An 18,958-nucleotide genomic window follows, 5' to 3' on the forward strand; every position below is an offset into this window, starting at 1 on the left:
TCTGGCGGGTTGTAACCAAGCCCCGAAGCGAAGCAAAGCGCAAGCTTTGCCGCAATTCCCGAAGGGGCCTTTCGGCTTTTCCCGACAATCGCGGAAGTTTATGGTCTGCGGCAACACCGAAGGGGGCAGAATGAGCAGCGGCAAATCCACCGTGACGCCGATGATGGCGCAGTATCTCGAGATCAAATCCGGTTATGAAGATGCACTTCTGTTTTACCGGATGGGAGATTTCTACGAGCTGTTCTTTGACGATGCCAAGGCGGCGGCCGAGGCGCTCGACATCGCGCTGACCAAGCGCGGCAAGCATGATGGCGGTGACATCCCGATGTGCGGCGTGCCGGTGCATGCCGCCGAGGGTTATCTGCTGACGCTGATCCGCAAGGGCTTTCGCGTCGCGGTCTGCGAACAGATGGAGAGCCCGGCCGAGGCCAAGAAACGCGGCGCGAAATCGGTTGTGAAACGCGACGTGGTGCGGCTTGTCACCCCCGGCACGCTGACCGAAGAGAGCCTGCTCGAGGCGCGGCGGCACAATTTCCTCGCCGCCTATGCGCTGGTGCGCGACGCGGCGGCGCTGGCCTGGGTGGATATCTCGACCGGGGCGTTTCACGTGATGGCGTTGCCGCAGGTACGCCTGGGGCCGGAGCTGGCGCGGCTGGCCCCGTCCGAAGTGCTGGTGTCCGAAGCACAGGAGATCGAGCTGGCGAATGTGGTGGCCGACGCCGGCGCGGCGCTGACCGCGCTGGGGCGCGGCTCCTTCGACAGCTCACTGGCAGCGGACCGGGTGGCCGAGGTCTTTGGCGTGGCCTCGCTCGATGCTTTCGGGACGTTCGAACGGGCCGAGCTTTCGGCAATGGGCGCGCTGGTCGACTATCTGAAGATCACTCAGAAAGGCAAACTGCCGCTGCTGCGCCCGCCGCAGAAAGAGGCCAGCGGCGGGGTGATGCAGATCGACGCCGCGACCCGGCGCAATCTGGAACTGACCGCGGCACTTTCCGGCGGGCGGGCCGGATCGCTGCTCGCCTGTATCGACCGCACGGTGACCGCCGGCGGCGCGCGGCTGCTGGAGCGCCGCTTGTCCAGCCCGTCGCGCGATCTGGCGGAGATCAACGCGCGGCTCGAGGCGGTGGGTTTTTCACTGGACGAAACGGAATTTCGTTCTGCGCTGCGCGAGGCCCTGCGCAAGGTTCCCGACATCGACCGGGCGCTGTCGCGGCTGTCGCTCGACCGAGGTGGCCCGCGCGATCTGACTGCCGTGCGCAACGCGCTGGAACAGGCCGCCGAAATCGGCGCGCGCCATGACGATACCGCGCTGCCAGCGCGGCTGCACGACGCGGTGGCGCGGCTCTCGGGGCATGACGCGCTGCTCGACCTGCTCGACCAGGCGCTGGTGGCGGAACCGCCGCTGCTGGCGCGGGATGGCGGCTTTATCGCGCCGGGCTATGACGAAGACCTCGACGAGGCGCGCACGCTGCGCGACGAGGGGCGCGGCGTGATCGCCAGGATGCAGCAGGACTATGTCACCGAGACCGGCATCAACTCTCTGAAAATCAAGCACAACAACGTACTGGGCTATTTCATCGAATGCACCGCCACCCATGCGGACAAGATGCACGCCCTGTCAGAGCGCTTCATCCACCGCCAGACCACCGCCAACCAGGTGCGCTTCACCACGGTGGAGCTGTCGGAACTGGAGACCCGCATCCTCAATGCCGGCAACCGGGCGTTGGAGATCGAGAAACGGCTGTTCGCCGCGCTGCGCCAGGCGGTGCTCGACGCGGCCGGCCCGTTGGGTGACCTGGCGCGGGCGTTGAGCGAGCTTGACGTCAGCAGCGCGCTGGCCGAACTGGCGGCGCAGGAGGATTGGACGCGGCCGGTGGTGGACAACAGCCGGATGTTTCACGTGGAAACCGGGCGGCACCCGGTTGTCGAGGCGGCGCTGAAACGCGAAGGCGATCCCTTTGTCGCCAATGATTGCGATCTGAACGATGCCGATGGCGCCTCGGCGATCTGGCTTCTGACCGGGCCGAACATGGCCGGCAAATCGACCTTCCTGCGGCAGAATGCGCTGATCGCCGTGCTGGCGCAGATGGGCGCCTTTGTCCCCGCCGAAAAGGCGCATATCGGGCTGGTGTCGCAATTGTTCAGCCGCGTCGGCGCCTCGGACGATCTGGCACGCGGTCGGTCGACCTTCATGGTGGAAATGGTCGAGACCGCCGCCATTCTCAACCAGGCCGACGACCGCGCACTGGTGATCCTCGACGAGATCGGCCGCGGCACGGCAACCTATGACGGGCTGTCGATCGCCTGGGCAACGCTGGAACATCTGCATGACGTCAACCGCTGCCGCGGCCTCTTTGCCACGCATTACCACGAGATGACCTCGCTTGCCGGACGGATGGCCGGAGTCGAGAATGCCACCGTCGCGGTGAAGGAATGGCAGAACGAGGTGATCTTTCTGCACGAGGTCAAGAAAGGCGCGGCGGATCGGTCTTATGGGGTGCAGGTGGCGCAACTGGCGGGGCTGCCCAAGGTGGTTGTCGGCCGCGCGCGCGAGATCCTCGATGCGCTGGAACAAGGCGAGCGTGAGGGCGGCAAGCAGAAGGCGGTGATCGACGATCTGCCGCTGTTCTCGGCGATGGCGGCCGCGCCGGCGCCGGTGGCTGCGGCCGAGCCATCGGAAGCGGAGGCGCGGCTGCGCGAGTTGCATCCCGACGAGCTGTCCCCGCGCGAGGCATTGCAGGTGATCTATGAGCTGAAGGGCTTGGTCTAGGCGGTCTCGTTTTCGGGAGCCGCGCCAGATCAAGGCCGGAACGTAAAAACGCCGCCCCGAGGGGCGGCGCTTTCAAACTTACCCGCCGGTGTTCGACGAGACCCCGACCTGCGCCGGGCGCAAGAGACGGTCGTGCATGATGAATCCGTCGGCCGAAACCTGGATGATCTCGCCGGCCTTGGTGCCGGGCACCGGGGCTTCGAACATCGCCTCATGATGCTGCGGATCGAATTTGTCGCCAACCTGCGGCGTGATCGGATCGATGCCGTGTTTCTTCAGCACCGACACCAGCTCGCGCATGGTCAGCTCGACACCCTCGATCAGCGCGGCGGCGACCTCTTTCTGGTCTTCCGGGGTCGCCTCGACCGCCCGTTTCATGTTGTCGTAGACCGGCAGCAGGTCGCGCGCCAGACGCGAGCCGCCATACCGCTCGGCGTCATGCCGTTCCTTTTGCGCCCGCTTGCGCGAATTCTCGGCATCGGCCAGGGCGCGCATGAATTTGTCCTGAAGCGCGTCGCGCTCGGCGCGCAGCGTGTCCAGCTCGATCGCTGCGTCGTCCATCTCTTCCATCTCGCCTGCAAGTTCTTCGGCTTCTGCCTCGTCAATATCGTCGAGGAATTCTTTCTCCGGCTCTGCCATTCTTCACCTCTAACTTCGGTCGGAAATCAGCTTGCCGACCAGCTGTGCCGTATAATCCACGATCGGAACGATGCGCCCGTAGTTCAGCCGCGTGGGGCCGATCACACCGACCGCACCGATGATCTTTCGATCCGCGTTCATATATGGAGAGACCACCAAAGAGGAACCCGAAAGAGAGAAAAGTTTGTTCTCTGAGCCGATAAAAATCCGCACACCATCGCCGGTTTCGGTCAATTCGAGGAATTCGGCAATGTCCCGCTTACGTTCGAGATCGTCAAACAGCACGCGAATCCGTTCCAGGTCTTCCTCGGCCCCTTGCTCGCCCAGAAGATTCGACCGTCCGCGCACGATCAGCCGGGCGGAATCGGCCGCATCGTCCGACCAGATCGCCAGCCCGCTTTCGACCAGTTCCTGTGACAGGCTGTCGATTTCCTGCCGGCGTTTCTTGATCTCCTTGGTGAACTCGCTGCGCAGCTCGCTGAGGGTGCGGCCTTCGATCAGCGCATTGAGGAAATTCGCCGCCTCGCGCATCGAGCTCGGCGTCTGGCCGGGCGGCGGAGTGAAGATCCGGTTTTCGACGTGACCATCGGCAAAGACCAGCACCACCAGCGCCCGGTCCTGCGCCAGCGAGACAAATTCGATATGGCGGATCGGCGCCTCGTGTTTCGGCGTCAGCACCAGCGAGGCGCCATGGGTCACCCCCGAGAGCGCCGATCCCACCCGATCGAGCAGGTTCGACACATCACTGGCATTGTCGCCCAATGTCTGATCGAGCGCGGCGCGATCTTCCATCGCCAGCTCGTCGACCTCGAGCAGCCCGTCGACGAACATCCGCAGCCCCTGCTGGGTGGGAATCCGTCCGGCGCTGACATGCGGGCTGTCGAGCAGGCCGAGGTATTCCAGATCCTGCATCACGTTTCGCACCGTCGCGGCGCTGACCTTTTGTGACAGGGTGCGGGTGAGCGTGCGCGAGCCCACCGGCTCGCCCGTGCTCAGATAGCCTTCGACCACCCGGCGAAACACTTCGCGCGAGCGGTCGTTCATCTCTTCGAGTATTCTCGAGCCGTCGCTCATCGGGCTCTGACCCCTTCCTTTCCTGCCATCGGACCACGCCACGACAGGGTTGCGCAACAGGCCGCCCGCCCGTATCCCGGCGGAGAAACCAGCAAGGACAAGATCATGCGACCGTCTGGACGGAACTTAAGCGAAATGCGCGCCGTTTCAATCGAAACCGGTGTCACGAAACATGCAGAAGGCTCCTGCATGATCAGGATCGGCGACACCCATGTGCTCTGCACCGCCACCATCGAGGACCGGGTGCCACCCTTCATCAAAGGCTCGGGCCTGGGCTGGGTGACGGCGGAATACGGCATGCTGCCGCGCGCCACCAACACCCGCATGCGGCGCGAGGCCTCGGCCGGCAAGCAAGGCGGCCGCACGGTGGAAATCCAGCGGCTGATCGGCCGCAGCCTGCGCGCCGGTGTCGACCGGGTGGCACTGGGGGAACGTCAGATCACTGTCGACTGCGATGTGATCCAGGCCGATGGCGGCACCCGCTGCGCCTCGATCACCGGCGGCTGGGTGGCGCTGAAACTGGCGGTCAACAAACTGATGAAGACCGGCGATGTGGTCTCGGATCCGTTGACCGATCCTGTGGCCGCGGTGAGCTGTGGCATCTATGCCGGCCAGCCGGTGCTCGACCTCGACTATCCCGAAGACAGCGAAGCCGGCGTCGATGGCAACTTCATCATGCTCGGCAGCAAGCAGCTGATCGAAGTGCAGATGTCGGCCGAAGGCTCTGTGTTTTCCCGCGATCAGATGAACGCGCTGATGGACCTGGCCGAAAAAGGCGTCGAGGAACTTGCTGCGGCGCAGAAAGCGGCGGTGGCATGAGCCGGAAATTCTCGGGCGACAAGCTGGTCATCGCGACCCACAACCAGGGCAAGCTAGAAGAAATTCAGGCATTGCTCGCGCCGTATGGCGTCGAGGTTGTGGGCGCGGCGACATTGGGGCTGGATGAGCCCGAGGAGACCGAAACCACATTCGTCGGCAATGCCCGGATCAAGGCGCATGCGGCGGCCAGGGCCACCGGCCTGCCCGCCCTTGCCGATGACAGCGGCATCGAGATCACCGCACTGGGCAACGCCCCCGGCGTCTATACCGCCGATTGGGCCGAAACCCCGAATGGCCGCGATTTCGAGATGGCGATGCGCCGCACGCATGAGGAGCTCGAGGCGATAGAGGCCCCCCACCCCCGGCTGGCGCAGTTCTGCTGCACCCTGGTGCTGGCCTGGCCCGATGGCCATGACGAAGTGTTCCCCGGGGTGATGCCGGGCAAGGTGGTCTGGCCGATGCGCGGCGATCAGGGGCATGGCTATGACCCGATCTTCGTGCCAGATGGCTATGACATCACCTTTGGCGAAATGGCGCGCTGGGAGAAAAACAGGATTTCGCACCGCGCCGATGCCTTCGCCAAACTCGTGGCCGGCTGCTTTGACTGAGGACTGGCAGGTCGGCGGCTTCGGGCTTTATGTCCACTGGCCGTTCTGCGAGGCCAAATGCCCGTATTGCGACTTCAATTCCCATGTTACCCGGCGCATCGACCATGACGCCTGGCGCGAGGCCTATCTGAGCGAGATAGACCGGATCGCCGCGCAGACACCGGGCCGCGTGCTGCGCTCGGTCTATTTCGGCGGCGGCACGCCATCGCTGATGCAGGTCGAGACGGTCGAGGCGGTGCTGAACCGCGTGGCGCAGCGCTGGACCCTGGCGAATGACGTGGAAATCACCCTGGAGGCCAACCCCTCGTCGGTCGAGGCCGGCCGTTTTCGCGGCTATCGCGCCGCCGGGGTCAATCGCGTCTCGCTGGGCGTGCAAGCGCTGAATGACACCGATCTGCGGCGGCTCGGGCGGCTGCACGACGTGGCGCAGGCGGAAGCGGCAATTGCCATTGCGCAAGAGACCTTCGAGCGGATGAGTTTCGACCTGATCTATGCCCGGCAGGATCAGAGCCTTGCCGAGTGGGACAGCGAATTGCGCCGGGCGCTCGACATGGGCGTCGACCACCTGTCGCTCTACCAGCTGACGATCGAGGATGGCACCGCCTTTGGCGATCGTTTCAAGGCCGGCAAGCTGCGCGGTCTGCCGCAGGAAGAGCTTTCGGCGGATATGTATGCGCTCACCCAAGAGATTTGCGAGGCCGCCGGCCTGCCGGCCTATGAGGTGTCGAACCATGCCCGCGAAGACCGGCAATCGCGGCACAACCTGATTTATTGGCGCGGCGGCGATTATGCCGGCATCGGGCCCGGCGCGCATGGGCGGCTGACACTCGACGGCGCGCGGATTGCCACCGAGGCGCGGCGCAATCCCGGCGTCTGGCTCTCGGCCGTGGCGCAGGGCGATGCGGAAATGCGCAGTACGCTGAACACCACAGATATTGTGTTGGAATACATCATGATGGGGCTGAGAACATCAGAACCGCTTGATCTGGCGCGCCTGAAAGCGCGCACCGGCGCCGAGATTCCGGCGGCCCGGCTTGCCCATTTGCAAGAGCTTGGCATGATCGAGCGGCGTGACGCGCTGGTTTCGGTCACCCCGGCGGGGCGACCGATCCTCAATGCGGTGATTTCCGAGCTGATCCGCGACTTTGACTGAGCGCTATTCGCCGGCCAGTCTGCGGCAGAGATCGTCGAGCTGCTCGAGCGAGCTGTAATTCAGCACCAGTTTGCCGCCTTCGCTGCCCGGTTTGTGCTCGACCGAGACCTTGAGGCCGAGATGCGCCGAAAGATCGCCTTCGAGCGCCCGGGTGTCGGCATCCTTGCCTTTCGGCTCTGCAAGAAACCCGGTTGTCGGCGCTTTCGGCTCGGGCGCGTCGCCCTGCTTGGCCGCCTTTTCGGTTTCGCGCACCGAGAGACCCTGGGCCACCACCCGTTTTGCCAGCCCGACCGGATCATCGCAGGTTACCAGCGCGCGGGCATGGCCGGCCGAGAGCTCGCCCTGCTGCAACATTTCGCGCACCTCGTCGGGCAGCGTCAGCAGGCGCAGCAGATTGGCGATGTGGCTGCGGCTCTTGCCAAGCGCCTTGGCCAGTTTTTCCTGGGTATGGCCGAAGCGGTCCATCAGCTGGCGAAAGCCCATCGCCTCTTCCACCGGGTTGAGATCGGCGCGCTGAATGTTCTCGATAATGGCGACTTCGAGCACTTCGGTGTCAGTGAAATCGCGGATGATGACCGGGATCTCGTGCAGCTGCGCCATCTGCGACGCCCGCCAGCGGCGTTCGCCGGCAACGATTTCATAGCGGTCTTCGCCTTGCGGGCGGACAATCAACGGCTGGATCACGCCCTTTTCCGCGATCGAATTCGCCAGCTCCTGAAGCGCGTCCTGGGTGAATTGGCGGCGCGGCTGATCGGGGTTGGGGAAAATCCGCTCGACCGGGATCATCCTGTCGGCGCGGCGCGGCGCCTCGCCGGTTTCGCCGGGCGTCTGCTCGACATCCGCCATCAACGCCGACAATCCGCGGCCCAGACCGCGACGTTTTTCCTGTTTCATCTGCTCTCTCCCTATGCAGCGCGGCGGGCGTTTTTCCCTACCAGTTCTTGGGCCAGGGCGCGGTAGGCCATCGCACCCTTGGAGTTCGTATCATATTCAAGCACCGGCACCGAATAGGACGGCGCTTCGCTGACGCGGACATTGCGCGGGATCAGCGTCTGGAACACAAGATCGCCAAGGTTGTCGCGCGCGTCTATCTCGACCTGTTGCGAGAGGTTGTTGCGCGCATCATACATCGTCAGCACCACGCCTTCGATCCGCAGGCTCGGATTGGCGCTTTGCCGGACTTCGCGGATCGTCAGCATGAGCTGCGACAGACCTTCCAGCGCGAAGAATTCGCTTTGCAGCGGCACCAGAACGGAATGCGCGGCGACCATGGCATTGACAGTCAGCAGGTTGAGCGACGGCGGGCAATCGATCAGCACAAAATCGAAGCCGAATTGATCGATCGCGGTCTGGCGCAGGGCGTCATGCAGCAGAAAGCTGCGTTTTTCGTTGGAAATCAGCTCGATATCGGCAGAAGAGAGATCAACTGTCGCCGGGATGATCGCCAGCTTTTCCACCGCGGTCGGCCGGATCGCCTCGGACAGGGCAACATCTTCGAGCAGAAGCTCATAGGTTGTGAGATCGCGATCCTGCGGGACGACGCCGATACCGGTCGAGGCATTGCCCTGGGGATCAAGATCGACGATCAGGACATTGTAGCCCTGCTCCGCCAGGGCGGCGCCAAGGTTGATTGTGGTGGTTGTCTTGCCGACGCCGCCTTTCTGGTTGGCGACAGCGATGATTTTCGGGCCGATGGGACGGATCGGATCAGACACGGGAAATCTCTCTTATGCGTAGGATGACGGCGCCTTCTTGGGTACAGCTTTTAATCGCCTCACAGTGAAATGAAAATGACTTCTGCGCCTCGGCAACTTCGTTTTTCCAAGTGATGCCTTTGGGCAAGAGCGCGACCCCCTCCTGAGCGAGATGACGCTCGCAAAACCCAAGAAGCTGCGGCAGGGCCGCCAGAGCGCGGGCCGAGAGCACGGCGGCGGATTGCGGCTCGGTCGCTTCGATGCGCTCTGCGATCACCGTGCCGGTGGACCCGGTTTCGCGCAGGACCGTGCGCAGGAACGCCGCCTTGCGCTGATCGGATTCCACCAGCGTGACCGAAAACCCCGGACGCTGCGCCAGGGCAACCACCAAACCCGGAAGCCCACCACCGGAGCCGAGATCGACCCAGGCGCCGGTGAGACCCTCGGCCGCCTCGAAAACTTGAAGGGAATCGCGGATATGACGCTCCCAGACATCCTGCAACGTCCCGCGGGAGACCAGATTGATCTTCGGGTTCCACTTGTGCAGGAGCGCAACGTAGTGCTCCAACCGCTCGAATGTTTCACGTGAAACATTGAGGCTCGACGCCAGCGCAGGGTTCATGCGGACCTGCGCTGTTCGAATTTCCGCAGCCTTGCGAGCAGTAGGGTCAGCGCCGCCGGGGTCATTCCCTCGACGCGAGAGGCCTGAAGAATGTTTTCCGGCCGTGCGGCCATGAGCTTGGACTTCAGCTCATTCGACAGGCCTTCGACCGCATCATAAGAGAAATCCGCAGGAATCTGCATCTTCTCATCGCGTTTAAGCGCCTCGACATCCCGCCGCTGCCGTTCGACGTAATTGGCATATAGCGCGTCCCTGGACAGCTGTTCCGCAATATCTGGATCCATATCGCCGATTTCCGGCAAAAGCGGCGTCAGCTGATCGATGGTTACATCCGGAAAGGCCAGCAATTGAAAGCCGGTGCGGCGCGCGCCATCATTGGTCAAACCGATCCCGGCAACCGCCGCTTCGCGCGGGGTGAAGGTGGCGGATTGCAGCAGATCGCGCCCCTTGTCCAGCTTTTCCGATTTCGCTTCGAACGCGGCGCGCCGGGCGACCCCGACGCAGCCGATATCGAGCCCGAGCGGCGTGAGTCTCTGATCGGCGTTGTCCGCCCGCAAGGACAGCCGGAATTCCGCGCGCGATGTGAACATGCGATAGGGCTCAGATACGCCGCGGGTGATAAGATCATCAATCATCACGCCGATATAGCTCTCGGACCGGCTCAGAAACACCGGCTCTTTGCCAAGCGCGAATGCTGCCGCATTCAGCCCGGCCACCAGCCCCTGGGCGGCGGCTTCTTCATATCCCGTGGTGCCATTGATCTGACCGGCGAGGAAAAAGCCCTCGACACCCTTCAATCCGAGCCGGGAGTTAAGCGCCCGCGGATCGATGTAATCATACTCGATCGCATAGCCCGGTTGCAGGATCTCGACCTTCTCAAGCCCGGCGATGGAGCGAACATAGGCCTCTTGAACCTCGACCGGCAGGCTGGTCGAAATCCCGTTGGGATAGACCGTCTGACTGTCGAGCCCTTCGGGCTCGAGGAAAATCTGGTGGCTTTCCTTGTCGGCAAACCGCACGATCTTGTCTTCGATCGAGGGGCAATAGCGCGGGCCGATGCCATCGATATGGCCGCCGTACATGGCCGACCGATCGAGATTGTCGCGAATGATGTCATGCGTGCGTGCATTGGTATGGGTGATGCCACAGGGCACCTGGCGCAGATGCGGCGCCTTTGACAGAAAGGAAAACAGCACCGGATCTTCGTCGCCGGGTTGAATATCCAGACTGTCCCAGTCGATCGTCTTGGTATCGAGCCGCGGCGGCGTGCCGGTCTTGAGACGTCCGATGGGAAGTTCCATCGCATACAGCCGCTCGGCCAGTTTGTTCGAGGCCTCGTCGCCCATCCGGCCGCCAGAGTACGAGACGTCTCCGATATGGATGACCCCGCGCAGAAAGGTGCCGGTGGTCAGGATCACCGCCTTGGCCGCCAACTCACTGCCGTCGGCCAGGGTGACGCCGCGCACGATCTCACCCGACATCACAAGATCGGTCACCTCGCCTTCGACAATCGTCAGCCCGGGGCAGGCCTGCATCTCGGCCAGCATCGTTTCGCGATAGACCTTGCGATCCACCTGGGCCCGAGGCCCCTGCACCGCCGCGCCCTTCCGCCTGTTGAGCAGCCGGAACTGAATGCCGGCCCGATCCGCGATGCGCCCGATCACACCGTCAAGGGCATCGACTTCGCGCACAAGATGCCCCTTGCCGAGCCCGCCGACCGCCGGATTGCAGGAGAGCACGCCAATACCCTCCGCCTTCAGTGTCACAAGAGCCGTCTCGGCCCCCATGCGGGCGGCAGCATGCGCCGCATCACATCCGGCATGGCCGCCGCCCACTACGATGACGTCAAAATGTTTCACGTGAAACACTCCTATTTACCGACGCAAAACCGCGAGAAGATTTCATCCAAAAGGTCTTCGACGTCGACCCTGCCCAAGAGGCTGCTCAACGCTCGAATCGCGATGCGCAATTCCTCTGCCCCTATATCATAGCCGTCCGGTCCATTTCGAACCCAAACCTTGGCCGTCGAAAGATGCGAGAGCGACCGCTCCATCCCCTGCCGATGCCGCAGATGGGTGGCCAATCCGGCCTCTGCGCTGCGTTCCGTCAACACCGAAGCCACCCGATCCACAAGATGATCCAGGCCCTCCCCAGAAATCGCGGAGATCCTGTGGTCTCCCACTTGATGTAGATCCGCCTTGGAATACGCCAGGATATCGCCCGGCCGCACCTCTAGCTCCGGTGTATCACCCGGCGCCAGAAGGAACAGCCGCAAATCCGCCGTCTCCGCCCTGCCCCGTGCCAGAGCCACGCCAAGCGCCTCGATCCTGTCTTCGGTCTCGCGCAGACCGGCGGTGTCGAGCAGTGTCACCGGCAATCCGCGCAGATCCATCCGCACCTCGATCACGTCGCGCGTGGTGCCGGCAATCTCCGAGGTTATCGCCGCCTCGCGTCCGGCCAGCGCGTTCAGCAGGGTCGATTTTCCGACATTCGGCTTGCCGACAATGGCAACCTCGAAACCGCTGCGGATCCGCTCGGAGACCGCCACGCCCTCAACCTGGCGGGTGATGCTGGTTTCGACCCCGGCCAGAAGCGCATCGACTTCGGGCGAGACATCGACGGGCACTTCCTCGTCGGCGAAATCGATTGTCGCCTCCAGAAGCGCCGCAGCCCGCACCAGATCCTCGCGCCACCGCGCCACCAGTTTTCCGAGATCGCCGGAGAGCACCCGCAGGGCCTGCCGCCGTTGCGCCTCGGTCTCGGCATCGATCAGATCGGCCAGCCCCTCGGTCTGCGCCAGATCGAGACATTCGTTCTCGAAGGCGCGGCGGGTGAATTCCCCGGCTTCGGCCAGCCGCAGGCCATCGACGCCGCCCAATTCGGCCAGGATCTTGCGCACCACGGCCACCGATCCATGGACCTGCAATTCGACGACATCCTCGCCGGTAAAGCTCGCGCCTTCGGCAAAACACAGCACAAGCGCCTCGTCGATCCGCACGCCGGCGCCATCGCGCAACAGCCGCAGCCCGGCCTGCCGCAATCTGGGCAAAGTGCCACAAAGCAAGCGGCCCGCGGCAAATGCCTGCGGGCCGGAAATCCGAATGACCGAAACACCGGCCTTCCCCTGGGCCGAGGCCAGGGCAAAGATCGTGTCCATATCTGCCTCCGGCTCAGGTGTTCATGGAATCGAAGAATTCCGAATTGGTCTTGGTCTGCTTCAGCTTCGACAGCAGGAATTCCACCGCATCCGTCGTCCCCATCGGGTTGAGGATCCGCCGCAGCACGAAGGTCTTCTGAAGATCGAGTTTCTCGATCAGCAGGTCCTCTTTGCGGGTGCCGGATTTCAGGATGTCGATCGCCGGGAAGACGCGTTTGTCCGCCACCTTGCGGTCGAGCACGATCTCGGAGTTGCCGGTGCCCTTGAATTCTTCAAAGATCACCTCGTCCATCCGGCTGCCGGTGTCGATCAGCGCGGTCGAGATGATGGTCAGCGAGCCGCCCTCTTCGATGTTGCGCGCGGCACCAAAGAAGCGTTTCGGCCGTTGCAGCGCGTTGGCGTCGACACCGCCGGTCAGCACCTTGCCGGAGGACGGTACGACGGTGTTGTAGGCGCGGCCGAGGCGGGTGATGGAATCGAGCAGGATCACCACGTCGCGCTTGTGTTCGACCAGCCGTTTGGCCTTTTCGATCACCATTTCCGACACCGCCACGTGGCGCTGAGCCGGTTCGTCAAAGGTCGAGGAGATCACCTCGCCCTTGACCGAACGCTGCATGTCGGTCACCTCTTCCGGCCGCTCGTCGATCAGCAGGACGATCAGATAGCATTCCGGATGGTTCTTTTCGATGCTGCTGGCGATGTTCTGCAACAGCACGGTCTTGCCGGTCCGCGGCGGCGCCACGATCAGCGAACGCTGGCCCTTGCCGATCGGCGCAACCAGATCGATCACCCGGGCCGAACGGTCCTTGATGGTCGGATCCTCGATCTCCATCTTCAGCCGCTCGTCGGGATAGAGCGGCGTCAGGTTGTCAAAGGCGATCTTGTGTTTCGCCCGCTCGGGATCTTCAAAGTTGATCGCGGTGACATTCACCAGCGCGAAATAGCGTTCATTGTCATCCGGGGCCGAGATCTCGCCTTCGATGGAATCGCCGGTGCGCAGCGAGAATTTGCGGATCATCGTCGGAGAGACATAGATGTCGTCCGGCCCCGGCAGATAGTTGGCTTCCGGCGAGCGTAGGAAGCCGAACCCGTCTTGCAGCACCTCGAGCACGCCATCGCCGGACACCTTCCAGCCTTCGTCCGCGCGTTCGCGCAGGATCTGGAACATGATCTCGCCCTTGCGCATGGTCGAGGCGTTCTCGATCTCGAGCTCTTCTGCCATCGCAAGAAGGTCTTTGGGGCTTTTCGCCTTGAGATCGGCAAGGTTCAGGTGGTCTTCTGTCATGGCAAATCCGGGGCCTGCGCCGGTGTCGGCGCCATGGCATCGTCTGAAAGGGAAAATCGCATACCGGACGGTATGGAGCCCCTAGGTAGCTTTGAGCGGCCCTAGAGTCAATCGCCCTCGCTCGAGACGCGCGTCAGGCGCTTGTCCCCAGGCTGGCTCCGGTGCGGCTCCTCTCCCAAGAAATTAAAGAAAGAAGGTTTGATGTGGTGTGTAGGGCGTGGCTTTTCTGTGGATTACGCTGTCATCCAAGCATTTATCAACACTGTGCAGGACTGTGGTCCCAGGGGGTGGAGAACTTCTTGAAAGATGGAAAAAAATCGTGAAAAAATCGTTTTTTATCATCGACTTGTGTCCAAAAAGTTAACGGCCAATCTTGGGGATAACCGGCGGGACAGGCGTGGCGGCGTTCCGGCTCTTCACAGCCCGGCACTTGTCCTTTTCCCTCTGTGTCCGCTTGCCGGTCAATCCGGTGAAAATCGCCCGGATCCGGCGCCGGAACGCTCGACCTCGGAATCCCACACATGTATTCCTCCTGTCATCCGCCGCCCTTCCACGGAGTCATCCACATGCCGAAACCGCTCGTTCTGGCCTCGGGGTCCGAGATCCGCGCCGAAATGCTGCGCCGCGCCGGGCTCTCGGTCGCGGTGATGCCGGCAAGGCTGGATGAGGATTCGGTGAAACAGGGGATGCTGGCCGAAGACGCCGCGCCGCGCGACATCGCCGACCTCCTGGCCGAGATGAAGGCCGCCAAGGTCGCCGGCAAACGCCCCGATGCGCTGGTTCTGGGCTGCGATCAGGTTCTGGATTTCGAGGGCGCGCTGCTGTCCAAGCCCGAATCCCCGGAAGCGGCGGTCGCGCAGCTCTCGGAAATGAGCGGCAAGCGGCACAAACTGCTCTCGGCCTGCGTCGCCTTTGACGACGGCAAACCGGTCTGGCGCCATGTCGGTGTTGTTACCCTGAGCATGCGGGTGCTGAGCCCAGACTATATAGAGGATTACGTCGCCCGGAACTGGCCGTCGATCCGCCATTCCGTGGGCGCCTACAAGCTCGAGGAGGAAGGCAGCCGCCTTTTCACCACGATCTCGGGCGATTATTTCACCGTACTTGGACTTCCGCTGCTGCCTCTGTTGAATTGGCTGGCGATTCGAGGAGAGATTGCGACATGACGGAAAACGTGCCGCTGGCGGGGGTGATCGGACATCCGATCTACCAATCGAAATCGCCACAGCTTCATGGCCACTGGCTGCGCCGCTACGGCATTCGCGGCCATTACATTCCGATGGACGTGGCGCCCGGCGATCTGGCCGATGTGATCCGGGTGCTGCCCCGCATGGGCTTTGTCGGCGTCAACGTGACGATCCCGCACAAGATCAACGTGCTCGACCTGGTCGACAGCATCACCGACCGCGCCACCATCATCGGCGCCGCCAATACGCTGATCGTGCGCCATGACGGCAAGATCATGGCGGACAACACCGATGGCTACGGGTTCATTGAGAATTTGCGCCAGAATGCGCCGGGCTGGGATCCCAAGGCCGGGCCGGCGGTTGTCTTTGGTGCCGGCGGCGCCTGTCGCGCCGTTGTCTCAGCCCTGCTCGACGCCGGGGTGGAAAAGGTGTTGTTGTCGAACCGCACCCGGATCAAGGCCGAACAGCTGCAATATGAATTCGGCAAGCGGGTTCAGGTGGTGGAATGGGTTCAGGCCGGCAATGTGCTCGAGGATGCGGGGCTTGTGGTCAACACCACCTCGCTCGGCATGACCGGCCAGCCGGAGCTGCGCGTGCCGCTCGACGGGTTGCAGCCCGGCACGGTGGTGACCGATCTGGTCTACAACCCGCTGCGCACGCATCTTCTGGCGGTGGCCGAAGACCGCGGCTGCCCGACCGTCGATGGCCTTGGCATGTTGCTGCATCAGGGTGTGCCGGGGTTCGAGCGCTGGTTCGGCCGTCGCCCCGAGGTGGACGCGGAGCTGCGGCGGGTCGTTCTGGGATGAGCTTTCGCCTCGGTCTGACCGGCTCGATCGGCATGGGCAAATCGACCACTGCGGCACTTTTTGCCGAACAGGGCTGCGCGGTCTGGGATGCCGATGCGGCGGTGCACAAGCTTTACGGCCCCGGCGGCGCGGCGGTGGCACCGATCGGTGCGCTCTGGCCCGAGGCGATTTCCGGCGGCGCGGTCGCTCGGCCGGCGTTGAAAGAGATCATCGCGCAGGACGCCGGCGCCCTACCCCGGATCGAGGCTATCGTGCATCCTCTGGTGGCGCAGGATCGGGCGGATTTCGGCCGTCAAAGCGTGGCGGAAATCACGGTTTTCGACATTCCGCTGCTCTACGAGACCGGCGGCACGGCACAGATGGATGCCGTTGTCTGTGTCTTCGTGGCGCCAGAGGTGCAACGGGCGCGGGTTCTGGCGCGCGGCACGATGACCGAGGCGCAATTTGCGCAGATCCTTGCCAATCAGATGCCAATCGCGGAAAAGCGCCGCCGCGCGGATTACGAGATCGAGACCGATACCCTGAGCCATGCCCGCGCGCAGGTTCAGGAGGTGCTGAGGGATATCAAAGTGAGGCTGGCCGATGCGTGAGATCGTTCTGGACACCGAAACCACCGGGTTCGACCCCGAAACCGGCGACCGCATCGTCGAGATCGGCGCCGTCGAGCTCTATAACCACATGCCCACGGGCCGCACCTACCACCAATACATCAACCCCGAGCGCGGCATGCCGCAAGAGGCCTTCGAGGTGCACGGTCTGGGCGACGAATTTCTGGCCGGCCAGCCGGTGTTCAAGCTGATTGCGCAGGATTTCCTCGATTTTGTCGCCGATGACGCCAAACTGGTAATCCACAACGCCAGCTTCGACATGAAATTCCTCAATGCCGAGCTGCGCTGGCTCAATCTGCCGCAGATCGCCATGGATCGCGCCATCGACACCGTTGCCATGGCGCGCAAGAAATTTCCCGGCTCGCCGGCCTCGCTCGATGCGCTGTGCCGGCGGTTCAGCATCGACAATTCCGCGCGAACGCTGCACGGCGCGCTGCTCGACAGCGAAATCCTGGCCGAGGTCTATCTGGAACTGATCGGCGGACGGCAGCCCGGGCTGGTGCTGGCCAGTGTGGAAAAGACCAATGTCGCCAGCGGCGGCGGGGTCTGGAAGCCGCATCCCCGGCCAACCCCCCTGCCCGCGCGGCTGACAGAAGAAGAGCGCGCCGCCCATGCCGCCTTGGTCGAGGGCATGGGCGAAAACGCGCTCTGGAACCGGTATTGACGCGGCAGGCCGGGCTGCTGCCCGGCCGCGGTCTCATGCGTCGGGTGTGGCTTTCGCCTGGGCCTGCTGTGCGGCCTGGCGGCGCATAATTTCGTTGCGATAAAGTGCAACAAAATCAATCGTTTCCAGATTGAGCGGCGGGAAGCCGCCATCGCGGGTCACATCCGAGACGATGCGGCGCGCGAAGGGGAAGATCATTCGCGGACATTCGATCAGCAGATAGGGATGCAGCTGATCCTCGGGCACGTTCTCGATCTGGAAGACACCGGCGTAATCCATTTCCAGCAGGAAGAGCACGTCGCTGGTGGCCTTGGATTTCGAGGTGATCTTGAGCTTGAGCGCGACTTCGAACTGGTTGTCCTGCTGCCGCTTCTTGGCATCGAGGTTCACTTCGACCTGGATGTCGGGCTGCACCTCGCCGGTGGTGCCCTTTTGCGACAGGATGTTTTCGAACGACAGGTCGCGCACATATTGCGCCAGCACGTTCATCTTGGGCTGCTGCGCCTGCTGCTGTTGTTGCGGCTGCGCGGCTGCGCCGTTCTCGGTTTCGTTTTCGGCCATGGATTGTCTCCCCAAATGCGTTTGAGGTGCTTTACCAGCCCGGCCCTACAGGCTCAATGGCTGCTCCATCCCGAAGGGCCGCCGGGCTTGCCGTTTTCCTCGGAAACCTCGGAATAATCGCCGTCGATCACCGTGTCGCGTGGCTGCGGCCGGCGCGGATCAGGGCGCTGGCCCATTTCGAAACGCTGCACCTTCACCCGTTTGCTGATGAAGTCAAAGACAACCGCCCGCACCGGCGGCATCAGCAGCGCAAAGCCCAGCGCATCGGTGAAAAACCCCGGGGTCAGCAGCAAGGCGCCGGAAAACAGGATCATCGCGCCATCGGCCAGCGGTTTTGTGGGGTTCTGCAATTCGGAAAACGATCGCTGGAGGTTGGCAATCGCATGCCGCCCTTGCTGGCGCACCATGATTGTGCCGAGGATCGCGGTCAGGATCACGATGGCCAGCGTCGGCCACAGACCGATCGCGCCACCAACCTGAATGAACAGCGCAATCTCGATCAACGGAACGAGAAGAAAGGCCAGCAGAAGATACATGTAGCGATACCCCGAAGGTGAAAGATGGTGTGGTGGACTTGCACCCACCTTGGCCTTACATAAGTGCAACAGCATCCGCTTTCAAAGTGTGTCACTCATGAGGTTCTGATGAATTCGCCCCTGCTCCAGCTTCTTGTCCTTGCTGGGATTGCCGTATTTCTCATTCTGCGGCTCAAATCCGTGCTGGGCACGCGAGACGGCTATGAAAAGCCGCCGGTGCCTCGTGGGGGTGCGTCACAAGACGCCAAACGCGATTTCGAAGTGATCGAAGGCGGGCCGGACCACGATATCACCGATCATGTCCCCGAAGGTTCTTCGGCGGCGCGGGCGCTGACCGAGATGAAGCGGGTCGAACCGTCGTTCAACGTGTCGGAATTCATGGGTGGTGCGCGCGGCGCCTATGAGATGATCCTGATGGGCTTCGAACGTGGCGATCTGGCCGAGATCAAGCCGTTCCTCGCAGAGGATGTCTATGAAACCTTTGCCGAAGTCGTCGAGGCGCGCGAAGAACAGGGGCTGACCATCGAGGCCGAGTTCGTCGGCGTGCGCGAGTTGACGCTTCAGGATGCGACCTTTGACAAGGCGACCGACCGGGCCGAGATCACCATGAAATTCATCGGCGAGCTGACCCAGGTGGTGCGCGACAATTCTGGCGAGATCATCGAAGGCAGCCAGACCCAGGTCAAGAAACAGAAAGACATCTGGACCTTTGCCCGCAACATGGGCGCCGACGACCCGAACTGGGTGCTCGTGGCAACGGATGAGTGAGCCGGTG

Annotated in this window: 19 protein-coding genes; 9 read left to right on the forward strand and 10 right to left on the reverse strand. The window is 63.0% G+C overall.

Annotated elements, in window-relative coordinates:
* Window positions 1-130: 130 nt before the first annotated feature.
* Entirely contained in the window at window positions 131-2,770 is a 2,640-nt protein-coding gene (gene mutS / locus BMW90_RS10400) for a DNA mismatch repair protein MutS (RefSeq protein ID WP_244526481.1), read from the forward strand.
* 78 nt (window positions 2,771-2,848) lie between these two features.
* Here the strand turns inward: mutS and BMW90_RS10405 are convergent, their stop codons facing one another.
* Both BMW90_RS10405 and hrcA read right to left on the reverse strand, forming a co-directional pair.
* Entirely contained in the window at window positions 2,849-3,409 is a 561-nt protein-coding gene (locus BMW90_RS10405; RefSeq protein ID WP_048533552.1) for a nucleotide exchange factor GrpE, read from the reverse strand.
* Window positions 3,410-3,418: 9 nt separating this feature from the next.
* Window positions 3,419-4,483 carry a heat-inducible transcriptional repressor HrcA gene (gene hrcA / locus BMW90_RS10410; RefSeq protein WP_048533553.1) on the reverse strand — a complete coding sequence of 355 codons (1,065 nt, stop codon included), beginning with the start codon at window positions 4,481-4,483 and terminating at the stop codon, window positions 3,419-3,421.
* A gap of 105 nt (window positions 4,484-4,588) precedes the next feature.
* On the opposite strand from hrcA, the gene rph reads away from it, so the two are divergent.
* From rph to hemW, 3 genes are read left to right on the forward strand one after another with little or no spacing between them, the layout of a single operon-like run.
* The gene (gene rph / locus BMW90_RS10415; RefSeq protein WP_048533554.1) at window positions 4,589-5,302 is read left to right on the forward strand and encodes a ribonuclease PH; all 714 of its coding nucleotides are present in this window, start codon (window positions 4,589-4,591) and stop codon (window positions 5,300-5,302) included.
* Entirely contained in the window at window positions 5,299-5,910 is a 612-nt protein-coding gene (rdgB, locus tag BMW90_RS10420) for an RdgB/HAM1 family non-canonical purine NTP pyrophosphatase (RefSeq protein ID WP_048533555.1), read from the forward strand. Before rph ends, rdgB begins: the two co-directional genes overlap by 4 nt.
* Window positions 5,873-7,063 (forward strand): radical SAM family heme chaperone HemW, encoded by a 1,191-nt coding sequence (gene hemW / locus BMW90_RS10425; RefSeq protein WP_074836505.1) that lies wholly within the window; start codon window positions 5,873-5,875, stop codon window positions 7,061-7,063. Before rdgB ends, hemW begins: the two co-directional genes overlap by 38 nt.
* A gap of 3 nt (window positions 7,064-7,066) precedes the next feature.
* Here the strand turns inward: hemW and BMW90_RS10430 are convergent, their stop codons facing one another.
* From BMW90_RS10430 to rho, 6 genes are read right to left on the reverse strand one after another with little or no spacing between them, the layout of a single operon-like run.
* Window positions 7,067-7,957 (reverse strand): ParB/RepB/Spo0J family partition protein, encoded by an 891-nt coding sequence (locus tag BMW90_RS10430; protein WP_048533557.1) that lies wholly within the window; start codon window positions 7,955-7,957, stop codon window positions 7,067-7,069.
* Window positions 7,958-7,968: 11 nt separating this feature from the next.
* Window positions 7,969-8,778, reverse strand: coding sequence for a ParA family protein (locus tag BMW90_RS10435; RefSeq protein ID WP_074836506.1), 810 nt, complete (start codon window positions 8,776-8,778; stop codon window positions 7,969-7,971).
* On the reverse strand, window positions 8,771-9,379 hold the full coding sequence (rsmG, locus tag BMW90_RS10440; protein WP_074836507.1) for a 16S rRNA (guanine(527)-N(7))-methyltransferase RsmG: 609 nt from the start codon (window positions 9,377-9,379) through the stop codon (window positions 8,771-8,773). The genes BMW90_RS10435 and rsmG overlap by 8 nt, the downstream gene beginning before the upstream one ends.
* Window positions 9,376-11,238 carry a tRNA uridine-5-carboxymethylaminomethyl(34) synthesis enzyme MnmG gene (mnmG, locus tag BMW90_RS10445; protein WP_074836608.1) on the reverse strand — a complete coding sequence of 621 codons (1,863 nt, stop codon included), beginning with the start codon at window positions 11,236-11,238 and terminating at the stop codon, window positions 9,376-9,378. The genes rsmG and mnmG overlap by 4 nt, the downstream gene beginning before the upstream one ends.
* A gap of 11 nt (window positions 11,239-11,249) precedes the next feature.
* Window positions 11,250-12,536 carry a tRNA uridine-5-carboxymethylaminomethyl(34) synthesis GTPase MnmE gene (gene mnmE, locus BMW90_RS10450; protein WP_074836508.1) on the reverse strand — a complete coding sequence of 429 codons (1,287 nt, stop codon included), beginning with the start codon at window positions 12,534-12,536 and terminating at the stop codon, window positions 11,250-11,252.
* A 13-nt stretch (window positions 12,537-12,549) separates the two neighbouring features.
* On the reverse strand, window positions 12,550-13,821 hold the full coding sequence (rho, locus tag BMW90_RS10455; RefSeq protein WP_048533561.1) for a transcription termination factor Rho: 1,272 nt from the start codon (window positions 13,819-13,821) through the stop codon (window positions 12,550-12,552).
* Between the two features lie 566 nt (window positions 13,822-14,387).
* Between rho and BMW90_RS10460 the strand changes: the two genes are divergently transcribed.
* The 4 genes from BMW90_RS10460 to dnaQ are packed head-to-tail and all read left to right on the forward strand — an operon-like array spanning window position 14,388 to window position 17,086.
* A complete protein-coding gene (locus tag BMW90_RS10460) occupies window positions 14,388-14,987 on the forward strand; it encodes a Maf family protein (protein ID WP_074836509.1) in 600 nt (199 codons plus the stop codon).
* On the forward strand, window positions 14,984-15,814 hold the full coding sequence (locus tag BMW90_RS10465; protein ID WP_074836510.1) for a shikimate dehydrogenase: 831 nt from the start codon (window positions 14,984-14,986) through the stop codon (window positions 15,812-15,814). The genes BMW90_RS10460 and BMW90_RS10465 overlap by 4 nt, the downstream gene beginning before the upstream one ends.
* A complete protein-coding gene (coaE, locus tag BMW90_RS10470; protein WP_074836511.1) occupies window positions 15,811-16,404 on the forward strand; it encodes a dephospho-CoA kinase in 594 nt (197 codons plus the stop codon). Before BMW90_RS10465 ends, coaE begins: the two co-directional genes overlap by 4 nt.
* Window positions 16,397-17,086, forward strand: a complete 690-nt coding sequence (gene dnaQ / locus BMW90_RS10475) for a DNA polymerase III subunit epsilon (RefSeq protein ID WP_048533564.1) — start codon at window positions 16,397-16,399, stop codon at window positions 17,084-17,086. The genes coaE and dnaQ overlap by 8 nt, the downstream gene beginning before the upstream one ends.
* Before the next feature lie 33 nt (window positions 17,087-17,119).
* On the opposite strand, the gene secB is transcribed toward dnaQ, so the two are convergent.
* Both secB and BMW90_RS10485 read right to left on the reverse strand, forming a co-directional pair.
* Entirely contained in the window at window positions 17,120-17,647 is a 528-nt protein-coding gene (gene secB / locus BMW90_RS10480) for a protein-export chaperone SecB (RefSeq protein WP_048533565.1), read from the reverse strand.
* Window positions 17,648-17,700: 53 nt separating this feature from the next.
* Window positions 17,701-18,183 (reverse strand): FxsA family protein, encoded by a 483-nt coding sequence (locus tag BMW90_RS10485; protein ID WP_048533566.1) that lies wholly within the window; start codon window positions 18,181-18,183, stop codon window positions 17,701-17,703.
* Between the two features lie 108 nt (window positions 18,184-18,291).
* Between BMW90_RS10485 and BMW90_RS10490 the strand changes: the two genes are divergently transcribed.
* The gene (locus tag BMW90_RS10490) at window positions 18,292-18,951 is read left to right on the forward strand and encodes a Tim44/TimA family putative adaptor protein (protein ID WP_048533567.1); all 660 of its coding nucleotides are present in this window, start codon (window positions 18,292-18,294) and stop codon (window positions 18,949-18,951) included.
* Window positions 18,952-18,958 lie beyond the last annotated feature (7 nt).

Source organism: Marinovum algicola (assembly GCF_900109145.1).
Lineage (GTDB): Bacteria > Pseudomonadota > Alphaproteobacteria > Rhodobacterales > Rhodobacteraceae > Marinovum > Marinovum algicola.